Here is a 17,393-nt window from a genome sequence, read left to right on the forward strand (position 1 = left end):
GGGCGCGCGCTCAAGTCATTCAGGCCGTACGTTTGCGCAGCTCAATTTCTTCCACGATGCGCACATACATCTTCTCGTTGAGGTTGTAGAAGCAGCCCATCGCCACGATGGTGATGACCGCCAGCAGGCTCGGGTAGATAAATATCAGCTGCCGTAGCCCTTCAACCGTTCCGGCAGACTGCACCACGTTGGGCACATAGCCGATTTGCGTCAGCATGATCCCCGGGAAGAAGCCCGCCAGCGCCTGGGAGACCTTGCGGAAGAAGGTAAAGCCGGTATAGACCGTCCCCTCGGAGCGCACACCGGTGCGCCACTCACCGTACTCCACGGTATCGGACACCAGCGCCCAGTTCAGGCTGTTCACAAACGCGGAGCCGAAGAACGCCAGGCATGAGAACGCCACAAAGCTCACCGAGCCGCCGCCGAAGAAGTAGTTGAGCAGATCGCCGGCCACCCAAATCATCAGCCCGCTGATGTAGACCTTTTTCTTACCGAAGCGACGCACCGCGCCGGGCATCATAAACACGCCGATAAAAATACAACCCATGCTGAAGAAGCCCATGTACGACAGCAGGATCGGGTCGTTCAGCACGTACTGCGTGTAGTAGACCTGGATGGCGAGTTTGACGTTAAAGGCCCCCAGCGTGCAGAGGTTGGCAATGCAGAGAATAAACAGCGGGCGGTTGCCGGCGATGGCGCGAAACGACTGTAGCAGGCCCGGCTTTTGTGCGGGGTTAGCGGGCTGCGCCTCGACGTAGCGCTCGGTCACGCCCTTATAGCACCACCACATAAAGAACAGCCCGAACAGCGAGAAGAGGGTGGCGGCAAAGATATAGCCCAGCTGATCGTTGCCTTCAATCAGGTTCATCACCGGGACAAAGCCGACGGTACACAGCAGCAGGCCCAGCGTCGCGCCGCCCTGACGCCAGGCCGCCAGCGCGGCGCGCTCGTCCGGGTTTTTGGTAATGGCGGGTACCATGGCGCCGTAAGAGCAGTTCATCATGCTGAAGAACAGGCCGTACAGCATGAACAGCACCGTCGCCATCACCGTTTTGCCGGTTATCTCAAACGGCGTGCCGACGAAGTTTGCAATCGCCAGCAGCGTGACCGGAAACGCCGCATAGAGCACGAACGGGCGGAATTTGCCCTTCGGCCCGATCTTGCGCCGGGAGTCGAGCATGATCCCGGTGCCCATATCGGTAAAGGCGGTAAAGAACTTGGCGATCAGGAAGATAATGCCGCCGTAGGTGCCAGGCAGGCCCAGCACGTCGGTATAAAACTTCAGCAGGTACAGCGTGCCGATATCCAGCAGGATGTTAGAGCCGAGATCGCCCATCCCGTAGGCGAGTTTTTCTTTAAACGGCAGGCGTAGGGTTGCCGGATCAGAAGTATGTTGACTCATTATTGTTCTCCGTCTGCCCGCAGGTCTCCCTGCGGGCGAGCCTTATCAGATATGACGTAAGGTGCTAAACAGATCTGCCCATTCGCTTTGCTGGCGATAGAAGACCGGAGTTTTGCCGAGCGGGGCTTCGACGGTCACGTCACCGCCCTGACAGGTTTCTCCCGTCCAGGCATTCACCCAGGTGTCTTGTGGCAGGTAGAGGGTCCAGTCGGTGCGGCCCTCTTCGTGAACGGGTGCCACCAGCAGATCGCGGCCAAACAGGTACTGATACTTCAGCGTGTAGGCGCGGGCGTCGTCTTCGTAGTGCAGGAACAGCGGGCGCATCACCGGCAGGCCCGTTTTAGCGTTCTGCGCAACCGCGGCTTTGATATACGGCTTCAGCGTGGTGAAGACCGTGGTCATCCGCGCGAAGTGGGCGATGGTTTCGGCGTCGGCGTCGAACTGCCAGTTATCGCCAGGGCGGTTGCCTTCGTGGGTACGCATCATCGGCGTGAAGGCGCTGAAATCGCACCAGCGCAGCAGCAGCTCTTTGCTGCGCTTCATCCCGAACAGCGTGGTATAACCGCCGATATCGCTGTGGTGCAGGCCGTGGCCGGTCATCGCCAGCGAGAGCGCCGCGGGAACAACCGAGGCCAGGCCGTCGTCAAGACTCCAGTCGACGTTCTGATCGCCCGCCCACATCATCACCGAGTGCTTCTGGCTGCCGGTATAGCCCGCGCGCATAAAGAACAGGATCTCGCCAAGCTTGCCGGTCTCCTCCAGTGCCTCGTAGTTACACTTCGCCCACAGCGCAGGCCAGGCGTTATGCATAATTTCCGCGCTTACGCCGTTATGCAGGAAGGTGTCGGTTGGCAGATACTCGCCGAAATCGGCCATCCAGCCGCCGCAGCCCAGTTCGATCAGGTTCTTTTTGATGACCTCTTTGTACCAGTCATAGGCTTCGGGGTTGGTCAGGTCGATAACGCCCGCGTAAAACTCGCCGAATTCGACGTGGTAATCCTTACCCTCGGCGTTTTTCGTCAGATAGCCGCGTTTCGCTGCTTCTTCGCACAGGTCGCGATCGCTGGCGACGTACGGGTTGATGTAGGAGAGGAACTGCACGCCTTCCTGTTTCCATTGCGGAATGCGGGTATCCAGCTGCGGATAAAGCTCGCTGTTCCACTTCCAGTTCCACATCACGCGTTTGCCGAAGGAGGTCATGCGAATGCCGGACCAGTCCTGCGCCCAGATACCGTTCACCTTCACGCCGCCGTTACGCATGGCGTCGAGCTTCTGCTGACACACGTCGGTGCCGCCCTGAATGCCGAGCGTCACGCCATCGTAAACCCAGTCCGGCAGTTCCGGCTGAAGGCCCAGCAGGGCGGTGAGTTTTTCCAGCAGATCGACGTAGGTTTCTGCACATTCAAAGCGCAGCGTGGCGTTATCTTCCCAGAAAGCCAGCTCATGGTAGTCCGGCGCGCTGAAGTCGAAGTTCATGTAGCAGCTGTTATCGACGTGGCAGTAGTACTTCTGGGTGCTCACAAAGGTGGGCTGCGGGAAGAAGGTCCAGTAGTAGTCGCCCCCGGCGTTCTCTTTGCAGTCGGCCTGCCAGGTGACGTAAGTTTGCTTGTTACGGCCCACGCCCTGCTCGCTGGTCCACAATGGGAACGGCTTGCCGCGCAGGTCAAAGTAGGAGAACTGCTCCCCGCAGCCGTAGATATGATCCTCTGGCTGCGCTGCCAGCCGCAGCCAGATGCGGTTATGGCTGGTGGCGTCGTTTTGCAGCCTGAGTTCCAGGCGACCTTCTACATCCACACCGATCCGCAGCGTGGCGCTCACCGTGTCGCCGCGGGTGAAGCGGATCGCCCAGCCCGCCTCTTGCTGCGTAACCGTAGCTTCGGTCAGCGCGATCTTCTCATTGAGGTTATCTTTGATGCTGAAGTTGCCGCGAAACATCTCAATATCTGCCTCACCGGCACCAATCCACAGGCAGGGCGCATCGGCGGAGTGGGAGATAATCAGGCGATCCTGCCAGTGCAGGGTGAAACCTGTTTCAGTATTCTTTAAATCAATATTGTGTAGGGTACGCATATAAACTCCGTTTTTATTATTTAGCCAGGCTGTCCAGCAAACCGGCGGCGACGGCAGGGGCTAAGCCCGGTGCCAGCGGCAGGCGGGGGATCACCAGGCAGTGCAGCAGATGGTAGATATCCTGCTTGCCGTCCCAGACTTTGGTGGTCACTTCGTTATTGGTATCCAGCTCTTGCCACCACGAACCGTTTTCGTAATCCATCAGGTATTTGATGCAGTAATCCCACCACGTCTGATACCACGCTTCGTACTGCGCCTCGCCGGTGACCGTATAGAGCGCATAAGCCGTGCCCATCGCCTCGACGATCGGCCAGCGCACGCGTTCGCGCACGATAGGCTTGCCGTCCCAGCCCACGGAGTAGACAAAACCATCGGCCCCGTCGGGCGCCCAGGCGTCGCGGATGGTGGCGTGGAACAGGCCTTTCGCATCTTCCAGCAGCCACTCCGGCGGCGTTTCAAAGCGGGCTTCCAGCGCGGCGCGCAGGTGCAGCATCAGGCGGCCCCACTCGATCCAGTGGCCCGGCGTGCCGCCGTAGGCGCGGAAGCGGTGGGCGGGGTTATCGATGTTGTAATCGCGGATCGGGTTCCAGTGAGTGTCGAAATGTTCGTTAACGCGATAGTCTCCCTTGCGCGCCACGTCGTGAATAATCACCGAGGCAATGCGCAGGGCGCGGTCGAGCCATTTACGATCGTGGGTCACGTCATAGACGATCAGGAAGGCTTCCACGGCGTGCATATTGGCATTACCGCCGCGGTAATCTTCGGTCTTGCTGAACGCTTCATCCCAGGATTCGAGGCACATCTGCTCCTCTTCGCTCCAGAAGTAGCGCTCGATCACCGCAATGGCCTCGTCGAGAAGCGGGCGCGCCTGCGGGTGGCCGGTGGTGACGGCGCTTGCCGCACCCAGCAGCACGAAGAAGTGCTGATAACCCTGCTTGGAGGCGTCGATCACGCCCTCATCGTTAACGCAGGCATACCAGCCGCCGTGCTGACTGTCGCGCAGCGGGCCGTTCAGAGCGTTGATGCCGTGCTCAACCAGCGCATACGCGCCAGGACGCCCCATGTTGGCGGCAACCGCGTAAACGTGCAGCATACGGGCGGTGATCCACAGGTGGGTGCCCATATCGCTACGCACCTGGCCGTTATTGCCCAGCCAGCCGAAGCCGGTCGGCACGGCGGCATTTTTACCGAAATCGAGAATGCGGTCGGTCTCTTGCTCAAGCCAGCGGTTGTGGCTCAGGGTGTTAAACCATTTCATGTTCAGCTCCTTTCTTAACGGCGAGCCATCATTTCGTCGACGATCTCACCCAAACGCTGCAGTTTGGGTACAGAAATATCGCGAAGCATCATTTCGGTGTCCGGCAGACCCACCACCGATGACCAGACGGCCCGACCAGCGAGGAAACCGGATGCGCCCGCCTGCATGGCAACCTGTACCGCGCGGGGGAAGAGTTTGTCGTCCACGCCGGAGGAGAGGATCACCCACGGCATGGCGATGTTCTCGTTCAGCTTCTGCGAGGCGGTCAGCAGCGCCTGCTGAGAACCTTTGCCGAACAGGGGCATCTCCACCTTGTAGAGATCGGCACCGCTGTCGCCCAGCTCTTTTGCCGCCTCGATAATCGCCTGTTCGCGGTTAAAGGTGGCCCCGCGACGCGGCGGGCGAACAACGGGCTCGATAATGCTCAGCAATCCGTTGTCGTGACACAGCCGGTTAAACGCCTTCACCATCTCCAGACGCTGCTGCGGATCTTCGTCGCTGCGCCAGAGCACCAGCAGTTTCAGCGCCTTGCCGCCGTCGCGTTTAACCGCCTGTGCGTCGATATTTTTATCAATCACCACGCTGTCGACCGGAATACCGTTCCCCGGAATAAACTCGTCGGCGGCCACAATCATTGCGCAGCTTTTGGCTACCGCCTGCTGCTCGACAATCTGGCGATAGCAAAATTGCTGGTCGACCAGGATCGCAGAGGCATAAGGCGAGAGAATTTTGGCCGCGTTGACCTTAAAATCGGTCAGGTGTTGGTCGCTGACCGGCACCGGGGCACCCGCCGCGGCAAACATCAGGCGCATCGCCTCGCGCTGGTCAACGGCCAGCATTGCAAAACCGCCGGAAGGCCGGGTGATATCGTTCAGGGTGTACGTCGTCATTTCTCAATCCTTTCCTGTCAGTGTGTGTTTTTCAGCCCGGCGGATGCGCGAACCTGTTCAAGAATGGCCGTCCAGTCTTCGCGCCCGCGTCCGGCGGCGCGCGCCTGGTTGTAGACCTCGCGGGAGGCGGCACCCAGCGGCATCGGAACGTGCAGCTGGTTTGCGACATCCAGGGCGATCCCCAGATCTTTATGCGCCAGGTCGATCATGAAGGCGGGCGTAAGATCGCCTTTCAGTACCTTGTTCGGCCAGGAGGTGGTGAAGTGGCCTTTACCCGCTGGTGTACCGCTCATCACCTTCAGCGCGACATCGAAGGAGAGGCCGAGTGCTTCACACAGTACGGCCGCCTCGGCGGAAAGCGCGTTGAGGGCGATGCTCATGTAGTTGTTAATAAGCTTCACGCGGATCCCCATGCCCGGACCGCCCGCATTGACCAGCTCGTTGCCCATCGCCATCAGTACCGGGGTCGCGCGCTCAACCTGCTGCGGCGTGCCGCCCGCCAGCAGGAGCAATGTCCCGGCGATGGCATGGTCAGAGGTGCGTCCGACGGGAACGTCCATCATGCTGAAGCCTGACTCAGCCATTTCGCCGATCAGGGCGTCGGTTTGCAGCGGGTGAATGGTGGACATATCAATGACCAGCGCGTCGCGGGATAACCCTTTACACACGCCCTGCTCGCCAAAGAGCACCGAGCGCACCAGGTCGCCGTTTGGCAGCATGGTGATGACAAACTCGGCCCCTTTTGCTGCCTGTTCAGGCGTTTGTGCTGCCTGCGCGCCGCACTCCACCAGTGCCTGTACGGCCTGCGGGTTTACGTCGAAGACGCAAAGCGAATGGTCGTGCTTCAACAGATTCTTCGCCATTGGCGCGCCCATCTGCCCTAAACCGATAAATGCGATTGCTGACATCTCTCTCTCCTGTCACATCGTGTCAAGTATTGCGCGTTTTTGTTGTCTGTTTTTGATCGTATTTGTAATTTATAGTCAAAAAATTGACACGGGTCACTTTTTAAACATTTGGTGAAATTAAAATGAGAGCATCAGAAAACGCATAAGGATTGACCATGACTCGCATCGTTTGTGTCGGCATTACCGTGCTGGATCGCATCTGGTATCTCGATGATTTGCCAAAAGAAGGGGGAAAGTATGTCGCGCAAAACTATACGGAAGTGGGCGGCGGCCCGGCGGCTACGGCGGCGGTCGCTGCAGCGAAGCTCGGGGCAAGCGTGGACTTTATTGGCCGGGTGGGTGATGACGATACCGGCAACCGCCTGCTTGCGGAGCTGGAGTCCCTGGGGGTAAAGACGCGTTTTACCCGCGTGGTGAAGGGGGCGCGCTCTTCGCAATCGGCGGTACTGGTGGATGCGAACGGGGAGCGGATTATCGCTAACTACCCCAGCCCTGACCTTCCGCCAGACGCGGACTGGCTTGCAGATATCGATTTTTCACAATGGGATATGGTGCTGGCGGACGTGCGCTGGCACGACGGTGCCAGGCAGGCGTTCACCCTGGCGCGCCAGCAGGGGGTGCCAACCCTGCTTGATGCGGACGTCACGCCGCAGGACATTGCGGAGCTGATTGCGCTAAGCGACCATGCGGCCTTTTCCGCACCGGGCCTGCGGCGTTTAGCGCAGCAGGAGAATACCCTGGAGGCGCTTAAACAAGCACAAACGCTCACAAATGGTCATGTTTACGTGACCCAGGGCAGTGAAGGGTGCTACTGGCTGGAGAGTGGGCAGCTTTGCCATCAGCCAGGATTCAGCGTGGATGTGGTGGATACCACGGGCGCGGGGGATGTTTTTCACGGTGCGCTGGCGGTCAGCCTGGCGCAGCGCGCGCCTGCACAGGACGCCGTGCGCTTTGCCAGCGCGGTCGCGGCGCTGAAGTGTACCCGCCCCGGCGGACGTGCGGGGATCCCTGACTGTGATCAAACCCGCTCTTTCTTGTCACTTTTTGTATAAAATGCTCAACGTGATGGTTTTCAAAGGACAACCCATGAGCCTTACCGAATTGACCGGTAACCCGCGTCACGATCGGCTGCTTACGCTTATCGCTGAACGTGGCTATATGAACATCGATGAACTGGCGCAGCTGCTGGATGTCTCGACGCAGACGATACGACGGGACATTCGTAAGCTGAGCGAGCAGGGGCTGATCACGCGTCATCACGGTGGCGCAGGGCGGGCGTCAAGCGTGGTCAACACGGCCTTTGAACAGCGCGAAGTCTCCCTGACGGAAGAGAAGCGGGCCATTGCCGAAGCCATCGCCGATTACATCCCCGATGGGTCGACGGTGTTTATCACCATTGGTACAACGGTAGAGCACGTTGCGCGGGCGTTGCTCAACCATAACCATCTGCGCATCATCACTAATAGCCTGCGGGTGGCGCACATTCTCTACAAAAATCCGCGCTTTGAGGTGATGGTGCCGGGCGGGACCTTGCGCCCGCATAACGGGGGCATCATCGGGGCTGCCGCCACGGCGTTCGTCTCGGGCTTTCGGGCGGATTACCTGGTCACCAGCGTCGGGGCGATTGAGCAGGACGGTGCGATGTTGGAGTTTGATGTCAACGAGGCCAGCGTGGTGAAAACGATGATGGCCCACGCCCGACACATTTTACTGGCGGCCGATCATACTAAGTATCACGCCTCTGCCGCGGTCGAGATTGGTAACGTGGCGCAGGCGACGGCGCTCTTCACCGACGAAGGCCCGGGTGCCGCGCTGCAAACCCATCTTAAATCCAGCAAAGTCGAAGTGGTGGTTGTGAGCGACCCACTGCCGGGTTAATACCTCTCACGGCCCGACATTCTGGTCGGGCTGTGCCTTTCTCTAAGCTGAATCTGGCGCATAGCCAAACCTTCTTTTTCCCGCTACAGTTACTTTTCACGGCGAAAAGGAGATAAACATGCTTTATATCTTTGACTTAGGAAATGTAATCGTCGATATCGATTTTAATCGGGTGCTGGGCGCATGGAGCGATCTGAGCCGTGTCCCGCTGGCGACGCTAAAGCAAAATTTCACGATGGGCGAAAGCTTCCATCAGCATGAGCGCGGCGAAATTAGCGACGAACTCTTCGCAGAAAAACTGTGCCATGAAATGGAGTTGCCCCTCAGTTATGAACAGTTTTCACTCGGGTGGCAGGCGGTATTTGTCGCGATCCGCCCGGATGTGATCGACATCATGCATAAACTTCGCGAACAGGGACATCGGGTCGTTATTCTCTCGAATACCAACCGCCTGCATACCACCTTCTGGCCTGACGAGTATCCGGAAGTGAAGGCCGCAGCAGACCACATTTACCTCTCCCAGGAGATGGGTATGCGCAAACCGGAAGCGCGAATCTACCAGGCAGTGCTGCAGGCAGAAGGTTTCACGGCCAGCGATGCCGTCTTTTTTGACGATAACGCCGATAATATAGAGGGCGCTAGCCAGTGTGGTATGACTTCCATTCTGGTGACCGGAAAAGAGACGATACCGAACTACTTTGCGAAGCTGTTATGTTAAAAACTGTTCATCAAAAAGCGGACCACCACACTCGGCCTTTCCGGGCCTGGATAAAACTCCTCTGGCACCGTATCGATGAGGACAACATGACTACCCTGGCGGGAAACCTTGCCTACGTGTCACTGTTGTCTCTGGTGCCGCTGGTGGCCGTTATTTTTGCGCTGTTTTCCGCCTTCCCCATGTTTTCGGACGTCAGCCTGCAGCTTCGCCATTTCGTGTTTGCGAACTTTATTCCCGCCACCGGCGATGTCATCCAGAATTATATTGAGCAGTTTGTCGCTAACTCCAGCAAGATGACCGCGGTAGGGGCGTGCGGGCTGATCGTTACGGCATTACTGTTGATGTATGCCATTGATAGTGCGCTGAATACTATCTGGAGAAGTAAGAAAGCACGCCCTAAGGTTTACTCTTTCGCCGTCTACTGGATGATCTTAACCCTTGGGCCGCTGCTGGCGGGTGCCAGTCTGGCGATAAGTTCCTATTTGCTCTCGCTACGCTGGGCCAGCGATCTCAACAGTATGATTGATGATGTGCTGCGGATCTTTCCCCTTATCCTCTCATGGCTCTCTTTCTGGCTGCTCTATAGCGTCGTGCCAACGACCCGCGTGCCAAACCGCGATGCTGTCGTAGGGGCGCTGGTGGCGGCTGTGCTCTTCGAATTGGGTAAGAAAGGCTTTGCCCTTTACATCACGATGTTCCCGTCTTACCAGCTGATTTACGGCGTACTGGCAGTGATCCCCATTTTGTTTGTCTGGGTTTACTGGACCTGGTGTATCGTCTTGCTAGGCGCCGAAATAACTGTCACTCTCGGGGTCTACCGCGAACTCAAACAAGAAGCACTGGCTGAAAAACAACGAGAAGCAGACCAACCATGATTGCATTGATTCAACGCGTAACCCGTGCCAGCGTCACCGTGGAGGATGAGGTGACGGGTGAAATCGGCCCAGGACTTTTGGTGTTGTTAGGTGTCGAAAAGGATGACGACGAACAAAAAGCCAACCGCTTATGTGAACGTGTGCTGGGTTACCGCATCTTCAGCGATGCTGACGGGAAGATGAACCTTAACGTGCAGCAGGCAGGCGGCAGCGTGCTGGTCGTTTCCCAGTTTACGCTGGCGGCCGATACCGAGCGCGGTATGCGCCCAAGTTTTTCTAAAGGCGCTGCGCCCGATCGTGCTGAAGCACTCTATGAATACTTTGTTGAACGTTGTCGCCAACAAGACATGCATACGCAAACCGGACGATTCGCTGCAGATATGCAGGTTTCGCTGGTGAACGATGGCCCTGTCACCTTCTGGCTGCAGGTATGAGCCAACTGGCGGCGTGGCCGCGGTTAACAAGAGAGAGTACACCTATGTATCACCTTCGAGTACCGCAAACGGAAGAAGAGTTAGAGGTCTATTACCAGTTCCGCTGGGAGATGCTGCGCAAGCCGTTACATCAGCCGAAAGGTTCAGAGCGCGACGCCTGGGATGCCATGGCGCACCATCAGATGGTAGTCGATGAAGAGGGTAACCTGGTCGCCGTCGGGCGTTTGTATATCAACGCAGATTATGAAGCCTCCATTCGTTTTATGGCGGTGCACCCCTCCGTTCAGGACAAGGGGCTAGGTACGCTGATGGCAATGACCCTGGAGTCCGTTGCGCGTCAGGAAGGGGTTAAGCGCGTCACCTGTAGCGCCCGCGAAGATGCCGTGGAGTTCTTCGCCAAGCTTGGTTTTGTTAATCAGGGCGAAATTACCGCGCCGCAAACCACGCCGATCCGCCACTTTTTGATGATCAAACCTATCGCTACCCTGGACGATATTCTTCACCGTGCCGACTGGTGCGGACAACTGCAGCAGGCCTGGTATCAACATATCCCCCTCAGCGAAAAGATGGGCGTACGTATCCAGCAGTATACCGGGCAAAAATTCATCACCACCATGCCGGAAACCGGCAACCAGAACCCGCACCATACGTTGTTTGCCGGGAGCTTGTTCTCGCTGGCAACGCTCACCGGCTGGGGACTGATCTGGCTGATGCTGCGTGAGCGTCACCTCGGAGGCACCATCATCCTGGCAGATGCCCACATTCGCTACAGTGCGCCAATTAGCGGCAAGCCAAGCGCGGTGGCCGATCTGGGCGCCCTCGGCGGCGATCTCGACCGCCTGGCGCGTGGCCGCAAAGCTCGCGTGCAGATGCAGGTAGAGCTTTTCGGCGATGAAACCCCGGGCGCGGTATTTGAAGGCACTTACATTGTTCTGCCTGCGAAGCCTTACGGCGCATACGAAGAGGGCGGGAACGAGGAAGAGTAGCGCCTTAATGGCTAACGCCACCAGGCTGAAATGTCATGCTCTGCGAGAAGCATGGAATGAAACTGCCGGATGCCATTATTCTGGCCACGGCGCAGAGCAAAAATTGCCCGTTAATTTCACGCAATAGTCAGGATTTTTCAGGGCACCTTATCACCTGTAGGCCGGGCAACTCTGTGCCGCCCGGCGCTGTTACAGGAAGCTACTCCCCTTCACCCGGGAACATAAACGGGTTAATCGAGCTGCGACCAAAGCCTTCTTGCTCCATTCGCGCATCCAGCACTAACGTTGCCAGATCGTCCGCTACGGCTTCAACTTTCGGGTCTTTTTCCTGATACAGAATCTTCAGGTAAGTGCCACAGTCGCCGCAGCTTTCAGCTTTTACCGCCGCCTCTTCGTTTTCCAGTGACCAGTAGTTGAGATCGCGGGTCTGCTCGCAGTTGCTGCATTTGATGCGCACCACGTGCCACTCGGTCTCGCACAGGTTGCAGTGCAAATAACGCAGCCCTTGTGTGGTACCAATTTGCACAATGCTGGTGACCGGCATAGAGCCACAGACCGGGCAGAACTGGCGCGCTTCGCCGTATTCGGCCCGAGCCTTGCCCGGAATCAGGCTGGCCATTTGCGCCCAGTAGAGCGACAGCGCGGCCCAGATAAACGGCGCTTTATCACTGCTGACCAGCGAGAAATCAGAGGCGAACAGCGCGCTCGCCATCTCTTCCAGCTCCAGGTCAGAGGCTTTTTCCAGGTTCTCAATGACCGCCAGCGCCGTGCCGCTCATTTCCGGCTTCAGCTCGGCAATCAGCGAATGCAGCAACTTATGCCAGTGCTTGTCGCGCGGCAGGACATGAATATCCAGCGGCGGCTTGCCCTGCGCATTGGCCTCTTTAATGCGCGCGGTGAGGTCCATCTGCAGCGGATGGTCGTACAGCACCACCTCCTGCGCATGAGCGACCAGCGCCGCAAAGCGCAGAAAATCGCCCAGCGGGTTGCTCTCGGCCAGTTCGCGCAGACGCTCTGCGCGGCGGTTATAGAGGTTCTTGAGTCTGGGGAATAACAACGGCGGAATGTAATCCGCCGTGCGTTTCTCGCTCGAACCCAGCTCATCTTGCGGGATTATGCGAATACTCATTCAGATGACTTTTCCTGTTTCTGGCGGACTTCACGGTACCAGCGCGGGTGATGTTTCTTCGCCCACGTACTGGTTACCCATCCTTCCACCATCGCGGTAATGGTGCCTTTCACCCAGAGGGCGGCGTAAATATGCACCATGATAACCACAATTAACGCCACTGCGGCAAATGAATGCAGCATCAGCGAGAATCGGATCACCGGGATTGAGAAAGCAGGCGCAAAGTACGGACGCCAGATGATCACACCGCTGACCAGCAACAGGACCAGGAAGATAATCGCCGCCCAGAATACGCATTTCTGGCCGAAGTTATAACGCCCGGTATCACCTACTTCCTCGTTGACGACGATCTTACGAATATTCTTCGCCCAAAAGATATCATCCCGATTGATTAGGTTATGGTGCCAGTAGCGGAAAAACATAATGATGAACGACGCGAACATGATGACGCCAACAAACGGGTGCAGTATACGCGCCAGCTGTGGTGTTCCCATGATCTGCATCAGCCAGTTGAAGGACGGGAAGAAGAATCCCAGCCCGCTTATCGCCGCCAGCATGAAGCAGAAGGCGGTGACCCAGTGGTTGATGCGTTCCGGCGCGGTATAGCGCACGATGGTGTCACGTTTTCTCATTTGCGCACCTCGTCTTTCTCTTCATGCAGGTTGTCGTCTTCCTCTTCCGCGCGGTTCGGACCGACGCCGACGTAGTGGAAGATGCTCGCTGCGAAGGTGGCAGCAAACCCGACCGCTGCCAGCGGTTTCCAGATGCCTTTCCAGAACTTCACCGTGGCGCTGATTTCCGGGTTCTCCGGCAGACCATGATACAAATTCGGCTTGTCGGCGTGGTGCAACACGTACATGACGTGCGTCCCGCCCACCCCGGCCGGATCGTACAGGCCCGCGTTGTCGTAACCACGGGTTTTCAGCTCGCCCACGCGCTCTGCCGCCAGCGTCTTCATATCCTCTTTGGAACCAAAGTGGATAGCCCCCGTTGGACAGGTCTTCACGCATGCCGGCTCCTGGCCGACGGTAACGCGATCAACGCACAGCGTGCATTTGTAGACGCGGTTGTCTTCCGGGTTCAGTCGCGGCACGTCGAACGGACAGCCTGCGATGCAGTAGCCGCAGCCAATGCACTGCTCGGACTGGAAGTCGACGATGCCGTTGGCATACTGAATGATAGCCCCTTCCGACGGACAGGCTTTCAGGCAGCCCGGATCCGCACAGTGCATACAGCCATCTTTGCGGATCAGCCATTCCAGTTTGTCGTTCTGCTCCACTTCCGAGAAACGCATCACCGTCCAGGACTTGGCGGTCAGGTCTGCCGGGTTGTCGTACACCCCAACGTTGTGCCCCACTTCGTCGCGGAGGTCGTTCCACTCCGAGCAGGCCACCTGACAGGCTTTACAGCCGATACAGGTGGTCACGTCGATAAGCTTTGCCACTTCCTGCTGGTGGTCCCGCGCCTGAGGCGCGGGCGTGAAACTGTTTGTCGCGGAACGACGGATAATGTCTTGAGATTGATAAGCCATAGGTCGTCTCCGTTACACCTTTTCCACGTTCACGAGGAAGGCTTTAAACTCCGGCGTCTGCGTGTTCGCATCACCGACGAACGGCGTCAGGGTGTTCGCAATGAACCCTTTCTTCGCCACGCCCTCGTAACCCCAGTGAATCGGGATACCGATGGTATCCACTTCCTGACCGTGAACGTTCAGCGTGCGAATACGCTTGGTCACCACCGCCTTGGCCTTGATATAGCCACGGTTAGAGGAGACTTTCACGGTATCGCCATGGGCAATGCCGAGCTTGTTCGCCAGCTTCTCGCCGATCTCCACAAACTGTTCTGGCTGCGCGATAGCGTTAAGCAGCGCGTGCTTGGTCCAGTAGTGGAAGTGCTCGGTCAGACGGTAAGTGGTGCCCACGTACGGGAACTTGTCTTTTTTACCCAGCGCCTCAAAGTCGCCCTTGAAGATACGTGCTGCCGGGTTAGAGACCACGTTCGGGTGCAGTGGGTTGGTGCCCAGCGGCGTCTCAAACGGCTCGTAGTGTTCCGGGAACGGCCCTTCCGCCATCTTATCGATAGCAAACAGACGTCCCATCCCTTCAGGCTGCATGATAAACGGCCCAACATCGCTGCCTGGTGCGGCGGTGCTGTAGTCCGGAATATCCACGCCGCCCCATTTCGCGCCGTCCCACTTCAGTAACTGACGCTTCGGATCCCACGGGTTACCCTGCGGGTCAGCGGAGGCACGGTTATAGAGAATGCGGCGGTTCAGCGGCCACGACCATGCCCAGCCCAGCGTATTGCCGAGGCCCGATGGGTCGGCGTTATCGCGGTTGGCCATCTGATTACCTTTCGGCGTCCAGCTACCGGCAAAGATCCAGCAGCCGCTGGAGGTGGTACCGTCGTCGCGCAGGTGCGCGAAGGTGCTCAACTGATCGCCTTTCTTCGCCAGAACCACACCGGTGGCCGGATCGATAACGTCCGCCAGCGCCTTACCGTTGCTCTCCATCGCCACCTCTTCCGGGGAGGGGTTCTCCGGCGTGGAGTAGTTCCAGGTCATGTTCAGCACCGGCTCTGGATTCGCGCCGCCTTCAGAGGCGTACATCTTACGCAGGCGTAAGAAGATACCGGCCAGGATCTCGCCGTCGTTCATGGCAATGCCCGGGGCGTCCGCCCCTTTCCAGTGCCACTGCAGCCAGCGCCCGGAGTTAACGATAGAGCCGTTCTCTTCCGCGAAGCAGGTCGAAGGCAGACGGAACACTTCGGTCTGGATTTTTGACGGATCGACGTCGTTTGACTCGCCGTGGTTTTGCCAGAAGGTCGAGGTTTCAGTATTGAGCGGATCAATCGTCACCAGGAACTTCAGTTTCGACAGGGACTCGACAACCTTGTTTTTGTTCGGGAACGACGCCACCGGGTTAAAGCCCTGGCAGATGTAGCCGTTGACCTGGCCCTGGTGCATCATTTCGAAGTACTGAAGCACGTCGTAGCCTTTGTCCCACTTCGGCAGCCAGTCAAAGCCCCAGCTGTTTTCCGCCGTCGCTTTGTCACCGAAGAAGGCTTTCATCATCGAGACGAAGAACTTCGGATAGTTGCCCCAGTAGTTCACCTGGCCTTCGAGCAGCGGTTTTGGCGTGCTGGCCGTCAGGTAGGTTTGCAGATCCGTCTGTTTTTCGCTTGGCAGGTTCATATAACCGGTCAGGCTCTGCGACAGCAGGCCGAGGTCGGTCAGACCCTGAATGTTGGAGTGACCGCGCAGGGCGTTCACGCCGCCGCCTGCCATCCCCATGTTACCGAGTAGCAACTGAACCATCGCCATGGTACGGATGTTCTGCGCGCCGATGGAGTGCTGCGTCCAGCCGAGTGCGTACAGGAACGACGCGGTTTTGTCTTTCGCACTGGTTTCAGCGATCAGCTCGCACACCTTCAGGAAGTCCGCTTTCGGCGTTCCGCAGATGTTTTCGACCACTTCTGGCGTATAGCGGGAGACGTGCTCTTTCAGCAGGTTCCACACGCAGCGCGGGTGTTGCAGGGTCTTATCGCGCTTCGCAAAGCCGTTCTCATCCAGCTCGTAGTGCCAGCTGGTTTTGTCGTATTTGCGTTTTTCGGCGTCGTAACCGCTGAACAGGCCATCTTCGAAGTAGTAATCCTCACGCACGATAAGGCTGGCGTTGGTATAGGCTTCGGTGTACTCGCGGTTATATTTTTCGTTGGTCATCAGGTACAGCAATACGCCTGACAGGAAAGTGATGTCAGTACCTGAACGAATAGGGGTGTAGAAATCCGCCACTGACGCTGTACGCGTAAAGCGGGGATCGATCACAATCAGTTTCGCACCGTTGTGGATTTTGGCTTCCATCGCCCAGCGGAACCCGACAGGGTGCGCTTCAGCGGCGTTACCGCCCATCACCACAATAAGGTTGGCGTTCTTGATGTCGACCCAGTGGTTGGTCATCGCACCGCGACCAAATGTTGGAGCAAGACTTGCTACCGTTGGTCCGTGTCAGACACGCGCCTGGTTGTCGACCGCGAGCATACCGAGTGCACGCGTAAATTTCTGGGTTAAATAGCCGGTTTCGTTGCTGGAGGCCGAGGCACACAGCATTCCGGTGGAGAGCCAGCGGTTAACCGTGACGCCGTCTGTGTTCTTCTCAATAAAGTTAGCATCGCGGTCTTCTTTAATATGTTTCGCGATGCGGTCAAACGCCTCTTCCCAGCTAATTTGCTGCCATTTATCGGAGCCTGGCGCGCGGTATTCCGGGAATTTCAGGCGGCTTTCTGAGTGGATAAAGTCCACCAGACCTGCCCCTTTCGGGCATAGCGCGCCACGGTTGACCGGGTGATCCGGGTCACCTTCAATGTGGAAGATAGATGCTTTGGCGTTTTTGGCACCGTCGCCGAGGCTATACATTAACAGCCCACAGCCGACGGAGCAGTACGTACAGGTATTACGGGTTTCGCGGGTGCGCAGCAGTTTGTACTGCCGTGTTTCCGCCAGCGCTACGCCGGGGGCAAAGCCCAGCGCGGCTGCCGTTGTGCCTGCCATACCGCCAGCGCAGATCTTAAAGAACTGCCTTCTGCTGACCTGCATGGGTCACTCCTTGGTTCATTACGACATTGCTTTGTAGTTTTATTTTGCGGTTAAGAATTAACCGCAAATGAGAAAATTTGCGTTAATCCCTCATTTACACGAGGGGTTTGACCAGAATACCACAATGTCGGTACGCCTGTTCCAACGGCGTTAAAACAAAGTGAACGTATTATCACTATATTGATTATAAAGCGTGACATTAGTCACAAAATTAACCCCTGATGTTATGGGGATGTTTATGCGTCCGGGTT

At 57.5% G+C, this 17,393-nt stretch carries 15 protein-coding genes and 1 pseudogene; 7 read left to right on the forward strand and 9 right to left on the reverse strand.

The window, feature by feature from the left end; all coding sequences use genetic code 11:
* Nucleotides 1–19: 19 nt before the first annotated feature.
* From B3B59_RS16965 to yihU, 5 genes are read right to left on the reverse strand one after another with little or no spacing between them, the layout of a single operon-like run.
* Nucleotides 20–1,402 (reverse strand): MFS transporter, encoded by a 1,383-nt coding sequence (locus B3B59_RS16965; RefSeq protein ID WP_040077948.1) that lies wholly within the window; start codon nucleotides 1,400–1,402, stop codon nucleotides 20–22.
* 45 nt (nucleotides 1,403–1,447) lie between these two features.
* Entirely contained in the window at nucleotides 1,448–3,472 is a 2,025-nt protein-coding gene (locus B3B59_RS16970; RefSeq protein WP_286809595.1) for an alpha-glucosidase, read from the reverse strand.
* A 16-nt stretch (nucleotides 3,473–3,488) separates the two neighbouring features.
* On the reverse strand, nucleotides 3,489–4,730 hold the full coding sequence (yihS, locus tag B3B59_RS16975) for an AGE family epimerase/isomerase (RefSeq protein WP_207292656.1): 1,242 nt from the start codon (nucleotides 4,728–4,730) through the stop codon (nucleotides 3,489–3,491).
* A gap of 14 nt (nucleotides 4,731–4,744) precedes the next feature.
* Nucleotides 4,745–5,620, reverse strand: a complete 876-nt coding sequence (yihT, locus tag B3B59_RS16980) for a sulfofructosephosphate aldolase (protein ID WP_286809596.1) — start codon at nucleotides 5,618–5,620, stop codon at nucleotides 4,745–4,747.
* Nucleotides 5,621–5,637: 17 nt separating this feature from the next.
* The gene (gene yihU / locus B3B59_RS16985; protein ID WP_286809597.1) at nucleotides 5,638–6,528 is read right to left on the reverse strand and encodes a sulfolactaldehyde 3-reductase; all 891 of its coding nucleotides are present in this window, start codon (nucleotides 6,526–6,528) and stop codon (nucleotides 5,638–5,640) included.
* Nucleotides 6,529–6,683: 155 nt separating this feature from the next.
* Between yihU and B3B59_RS16990 the strand changes: the two genes are divergently transcribed.
* The 7 genes and pseudogenes from B3B59_RS16990 to B3B59_RS20440 form a co-directional block, all read left to right on the forward strand.
* Nucleotides 6,684–7,580, forward strand: coding sequence for a sugar kinase (locus B3B59_RS16990; protein ID WP_286809598.1), 897 nt, complete (start codon nucleotides 6,684–6,686; stop codon nucleotides 7,578–7,580).
* Between the two features lie 34 nt (nucleotides 7,581–7,614).
* Nucleotides 7,615–8,406, forward strand: a complete 792-nt coding sequence (locus B3B59_RS16995; protein ID WP_040077956.1) for a DeoR/GlpR family DNA-binding transcription regulator — start codon at nucleotides 7,615–7,617, stop codon at nucleotides 8,404–8,406.
* 118 nt (nucleotides 8,407–8,524) lie between these two features.
* Nucleotides 8,525–9,124: a glucose-1-phosphatase gene (gene yihX, locus B3B59_RS17000; protein ID WP_040077957.1), complete on the forward strand. Its 600-nt coding sequence runs from the start codon at nucleotides 8,525–8,527 to the stop codon at nucleotides 9,122–9,124.
* Nucleotides 9,118–9,999, forward strand: coding sequence for a virulence factor BrkB family protein (locus tag B3B59_RS17005; protein ID WP_046886184.1), 882 nt, complete (start codon nucleotides 9,118–9,120; stop codon nucleotides 9,997–9,999). Before yihX ends, B3B59_RS17005 begins: the two co-directional genes overlap by 7 nt.
* Entirely contained in the window at nucleotides 9,996–10,433 is a 438-nt protein-coding gene (dtd, locus tag B3B59_RS17010) for a D-aminoacyl-tRNA deacylase (protein WP_040077961.1), read from the forward strand. The genes B3B59_RS17005 and dtd overlap by 4 nt, the downstream gene beginning before the upstream one ends.
* Nucleotides 10,434–10,477: 44 nt before the next feature.
* Nucleotides 10,478–11,419: a fatty acid biosynthesis protein FabY gene (gene fabY / locus B3B59_RS17015; RefSeq protein WP_046886185.1), complete on the forward strand. Its 942-nt coding sequence runs from the start codon at nucleotides 10,478–10,480 to the stop codon at nucleotides 11,417–11,419.
* Between the two features lie 29 nt (nucleotides 11,420–11,448).
* Nucleotides 11,449–11,562: pseudogene (locus B3B59_RS20440) on the forward strand (PIN domain-containing protein); the annotation flags it as partial.
* Nucleotides 11,563–11,618: 56 nt separating this feature from the next.
* On the opposite strand, the gene fdhE reads toward B3B59_RS20440, so the two are convergent.
* From fdhE to fdnG, 4 genes are read right to left on the reverse strand one after another with little or no spacing between them, the layout of a single operon-like run.
* Nucleotides 11,619–12,548, reverse strand: coding sequence for a formate dehydrogenase accessory protein FdhE (gene fdhE, locus B3B59_RS17020; RefSeq protein WP_046886186.1), 930 nt, complete (start codon nucleotides 12,546–12,548; stop codon nucleotides 11,619–11,621).
* The gene (gene fdoI, locus B3B59_RS17025; protein WP_286809599.1) at nucleotides 12,545–13,180 is read right to left on the reverse strand and encodes a formate dehydrogenase cytochrome b556 subunit; all 636 of its coding nucleotides are present in this window, start codon (nucleotides 13,178–13,180) and stop codon (nucleotides 12,545–12,547) included. The genes fdhE and fdoI overlap by 4 nt, the downstream gene beginning before the upstream one ends.
* On the reverse strand, nucleotides 13,177–14,079 hold the full coding sequence (gene fdxH, locus B3B59_RS17030) for a formate dehydrogenase subunit beta (protein WP_010436855.1): 903 nt from the start codon (nucleotides 14,077–14,079) through the stop codon (nucleotides 13,177–13,179). The genes fdoI and fdxH overlap by 4 nt, the downstream gene beginning before the upstream one ends.
* Before the next feature lie 12 nt (nucleotides 14,080–14,091).
* Nucleotides 14,092–17,142, reverse strand: a complete 3,051-nt coding sequence (gene fdnG, locus B3B59_RS17035; RefSeq protein ID WP_286809600.1) for a formate dehydrogenase-N subunit alpha — start codon at nucleotides 17,140–17,142, stop codon at nucleotides 14,092–14,094.
* Between the last annotated feature and the right edge of the window lie 251 nt (nucleotides 17,143–17,393).

This window comes from Leclercia sp. UBA2479 (genome assembly GCF_002341985.1).
In the GTDB taxonomy this organism is placed as follows: domain Bacteria; phylum Pseudomonadota; class Gammaproteobacteria; order Enterobacterales; family Enterobacteriaceae; genus Enterobacter; species Enterobacter pneumoniae.

Bases quoted from the DNA above. Each gene is read 5' to 3' on its own strand.
- B3B59_RS16965 (WP_040077948.1), bottom strand. From the start codon at position 1,402: ATGAGTCAACATACTTCTGATCCGGCAACCCTACGCCTGCCGTTTAAA.
- B3B59_RS16970 (WP_286809595.1), bottom strand. From the start codon at position 3,472: ATGCGTACCCTACACAATATTGATTTAAAGAATACTGAAACAGGTTTC.
- yihS (WP_207292656.1), bottom strand. From the start codon at position 4,730: ATGAAATGGTTTAACACCCTGAGCCACAACCGCTGGCTTGAGCAAGAG.
- yihT (WP_286809596.1), bottom strand. From the start codon at position 5,620: ATGACGACGTACACCCTGAACGATATCACCCGGCCTTCCGGCGGTTTT.
- yihU (WP_286809597.1), bottom strand. From the start codon at position 6,528: ATGTCAGCAATCGCATTTATCGGTTTAGGGCAGATGGGCGCGCCAATG.
- B3B59_RS16990 (WP_286809598.1), top strand. From the start codon at position 6,684: ATGACTCGCATCGTTTGTGTCGGCATTACCGTGCTGGATCGCATCTGG.
- B3B59_RS16995 (WP_040077956.1), top strand. From the start codon at position 7,615: ATGAGCCTTACCGAATTGACCGGTAACCCGCGTCACGATCGGCTGCTT.
- yihX (WP_040077957.1), top strand. From the start codon at position 8,525: ATGCTTTATATCTTTGACTTAGGAAATGTAATCGTCGATATCGATTTT.
- B3B59_RS17005 (WP_046886184.1), top strand. From the start codon at position 9,118: ATGTTAAAAACTGTTCATCAAAAAGCGGACCACCACACTCGGCCTTTC.
- dtd (WP_040077961.1), top strand. From the start codon at position 9,996: ATGATTGCATTGATTCAACGCGTAACCCGTGCCAGCGTCACCGTGGAG.
- fabY (WP_046886185.1), top strand. From the start codon at position 10,478: ATGTATCACCTTCGAGTACCGCAAACGGAAGAAGAGTTAGAGGTCTAT.
- fdhE (WP_046886186.1), bottom strand. From the start codon at position 12,548: ATGAGTATTCGCATAATCCCGCAAGATGAGCTGGGTTCGAGCGAGAAA.
- fdoI (WP_286809599.1), bottom strand. From the start codon at position 13,180: ATGAGAAAACGTGACACCATCGTGCGCTATACCGCGCCGGAACGCATC.
- fdxH (WP_010436855.1), bottom strand. From the start codon at position 14,079: ATGGCTTATCAATCTCAAGACATTATCCGTCGTTCCGCGACAAACAGT.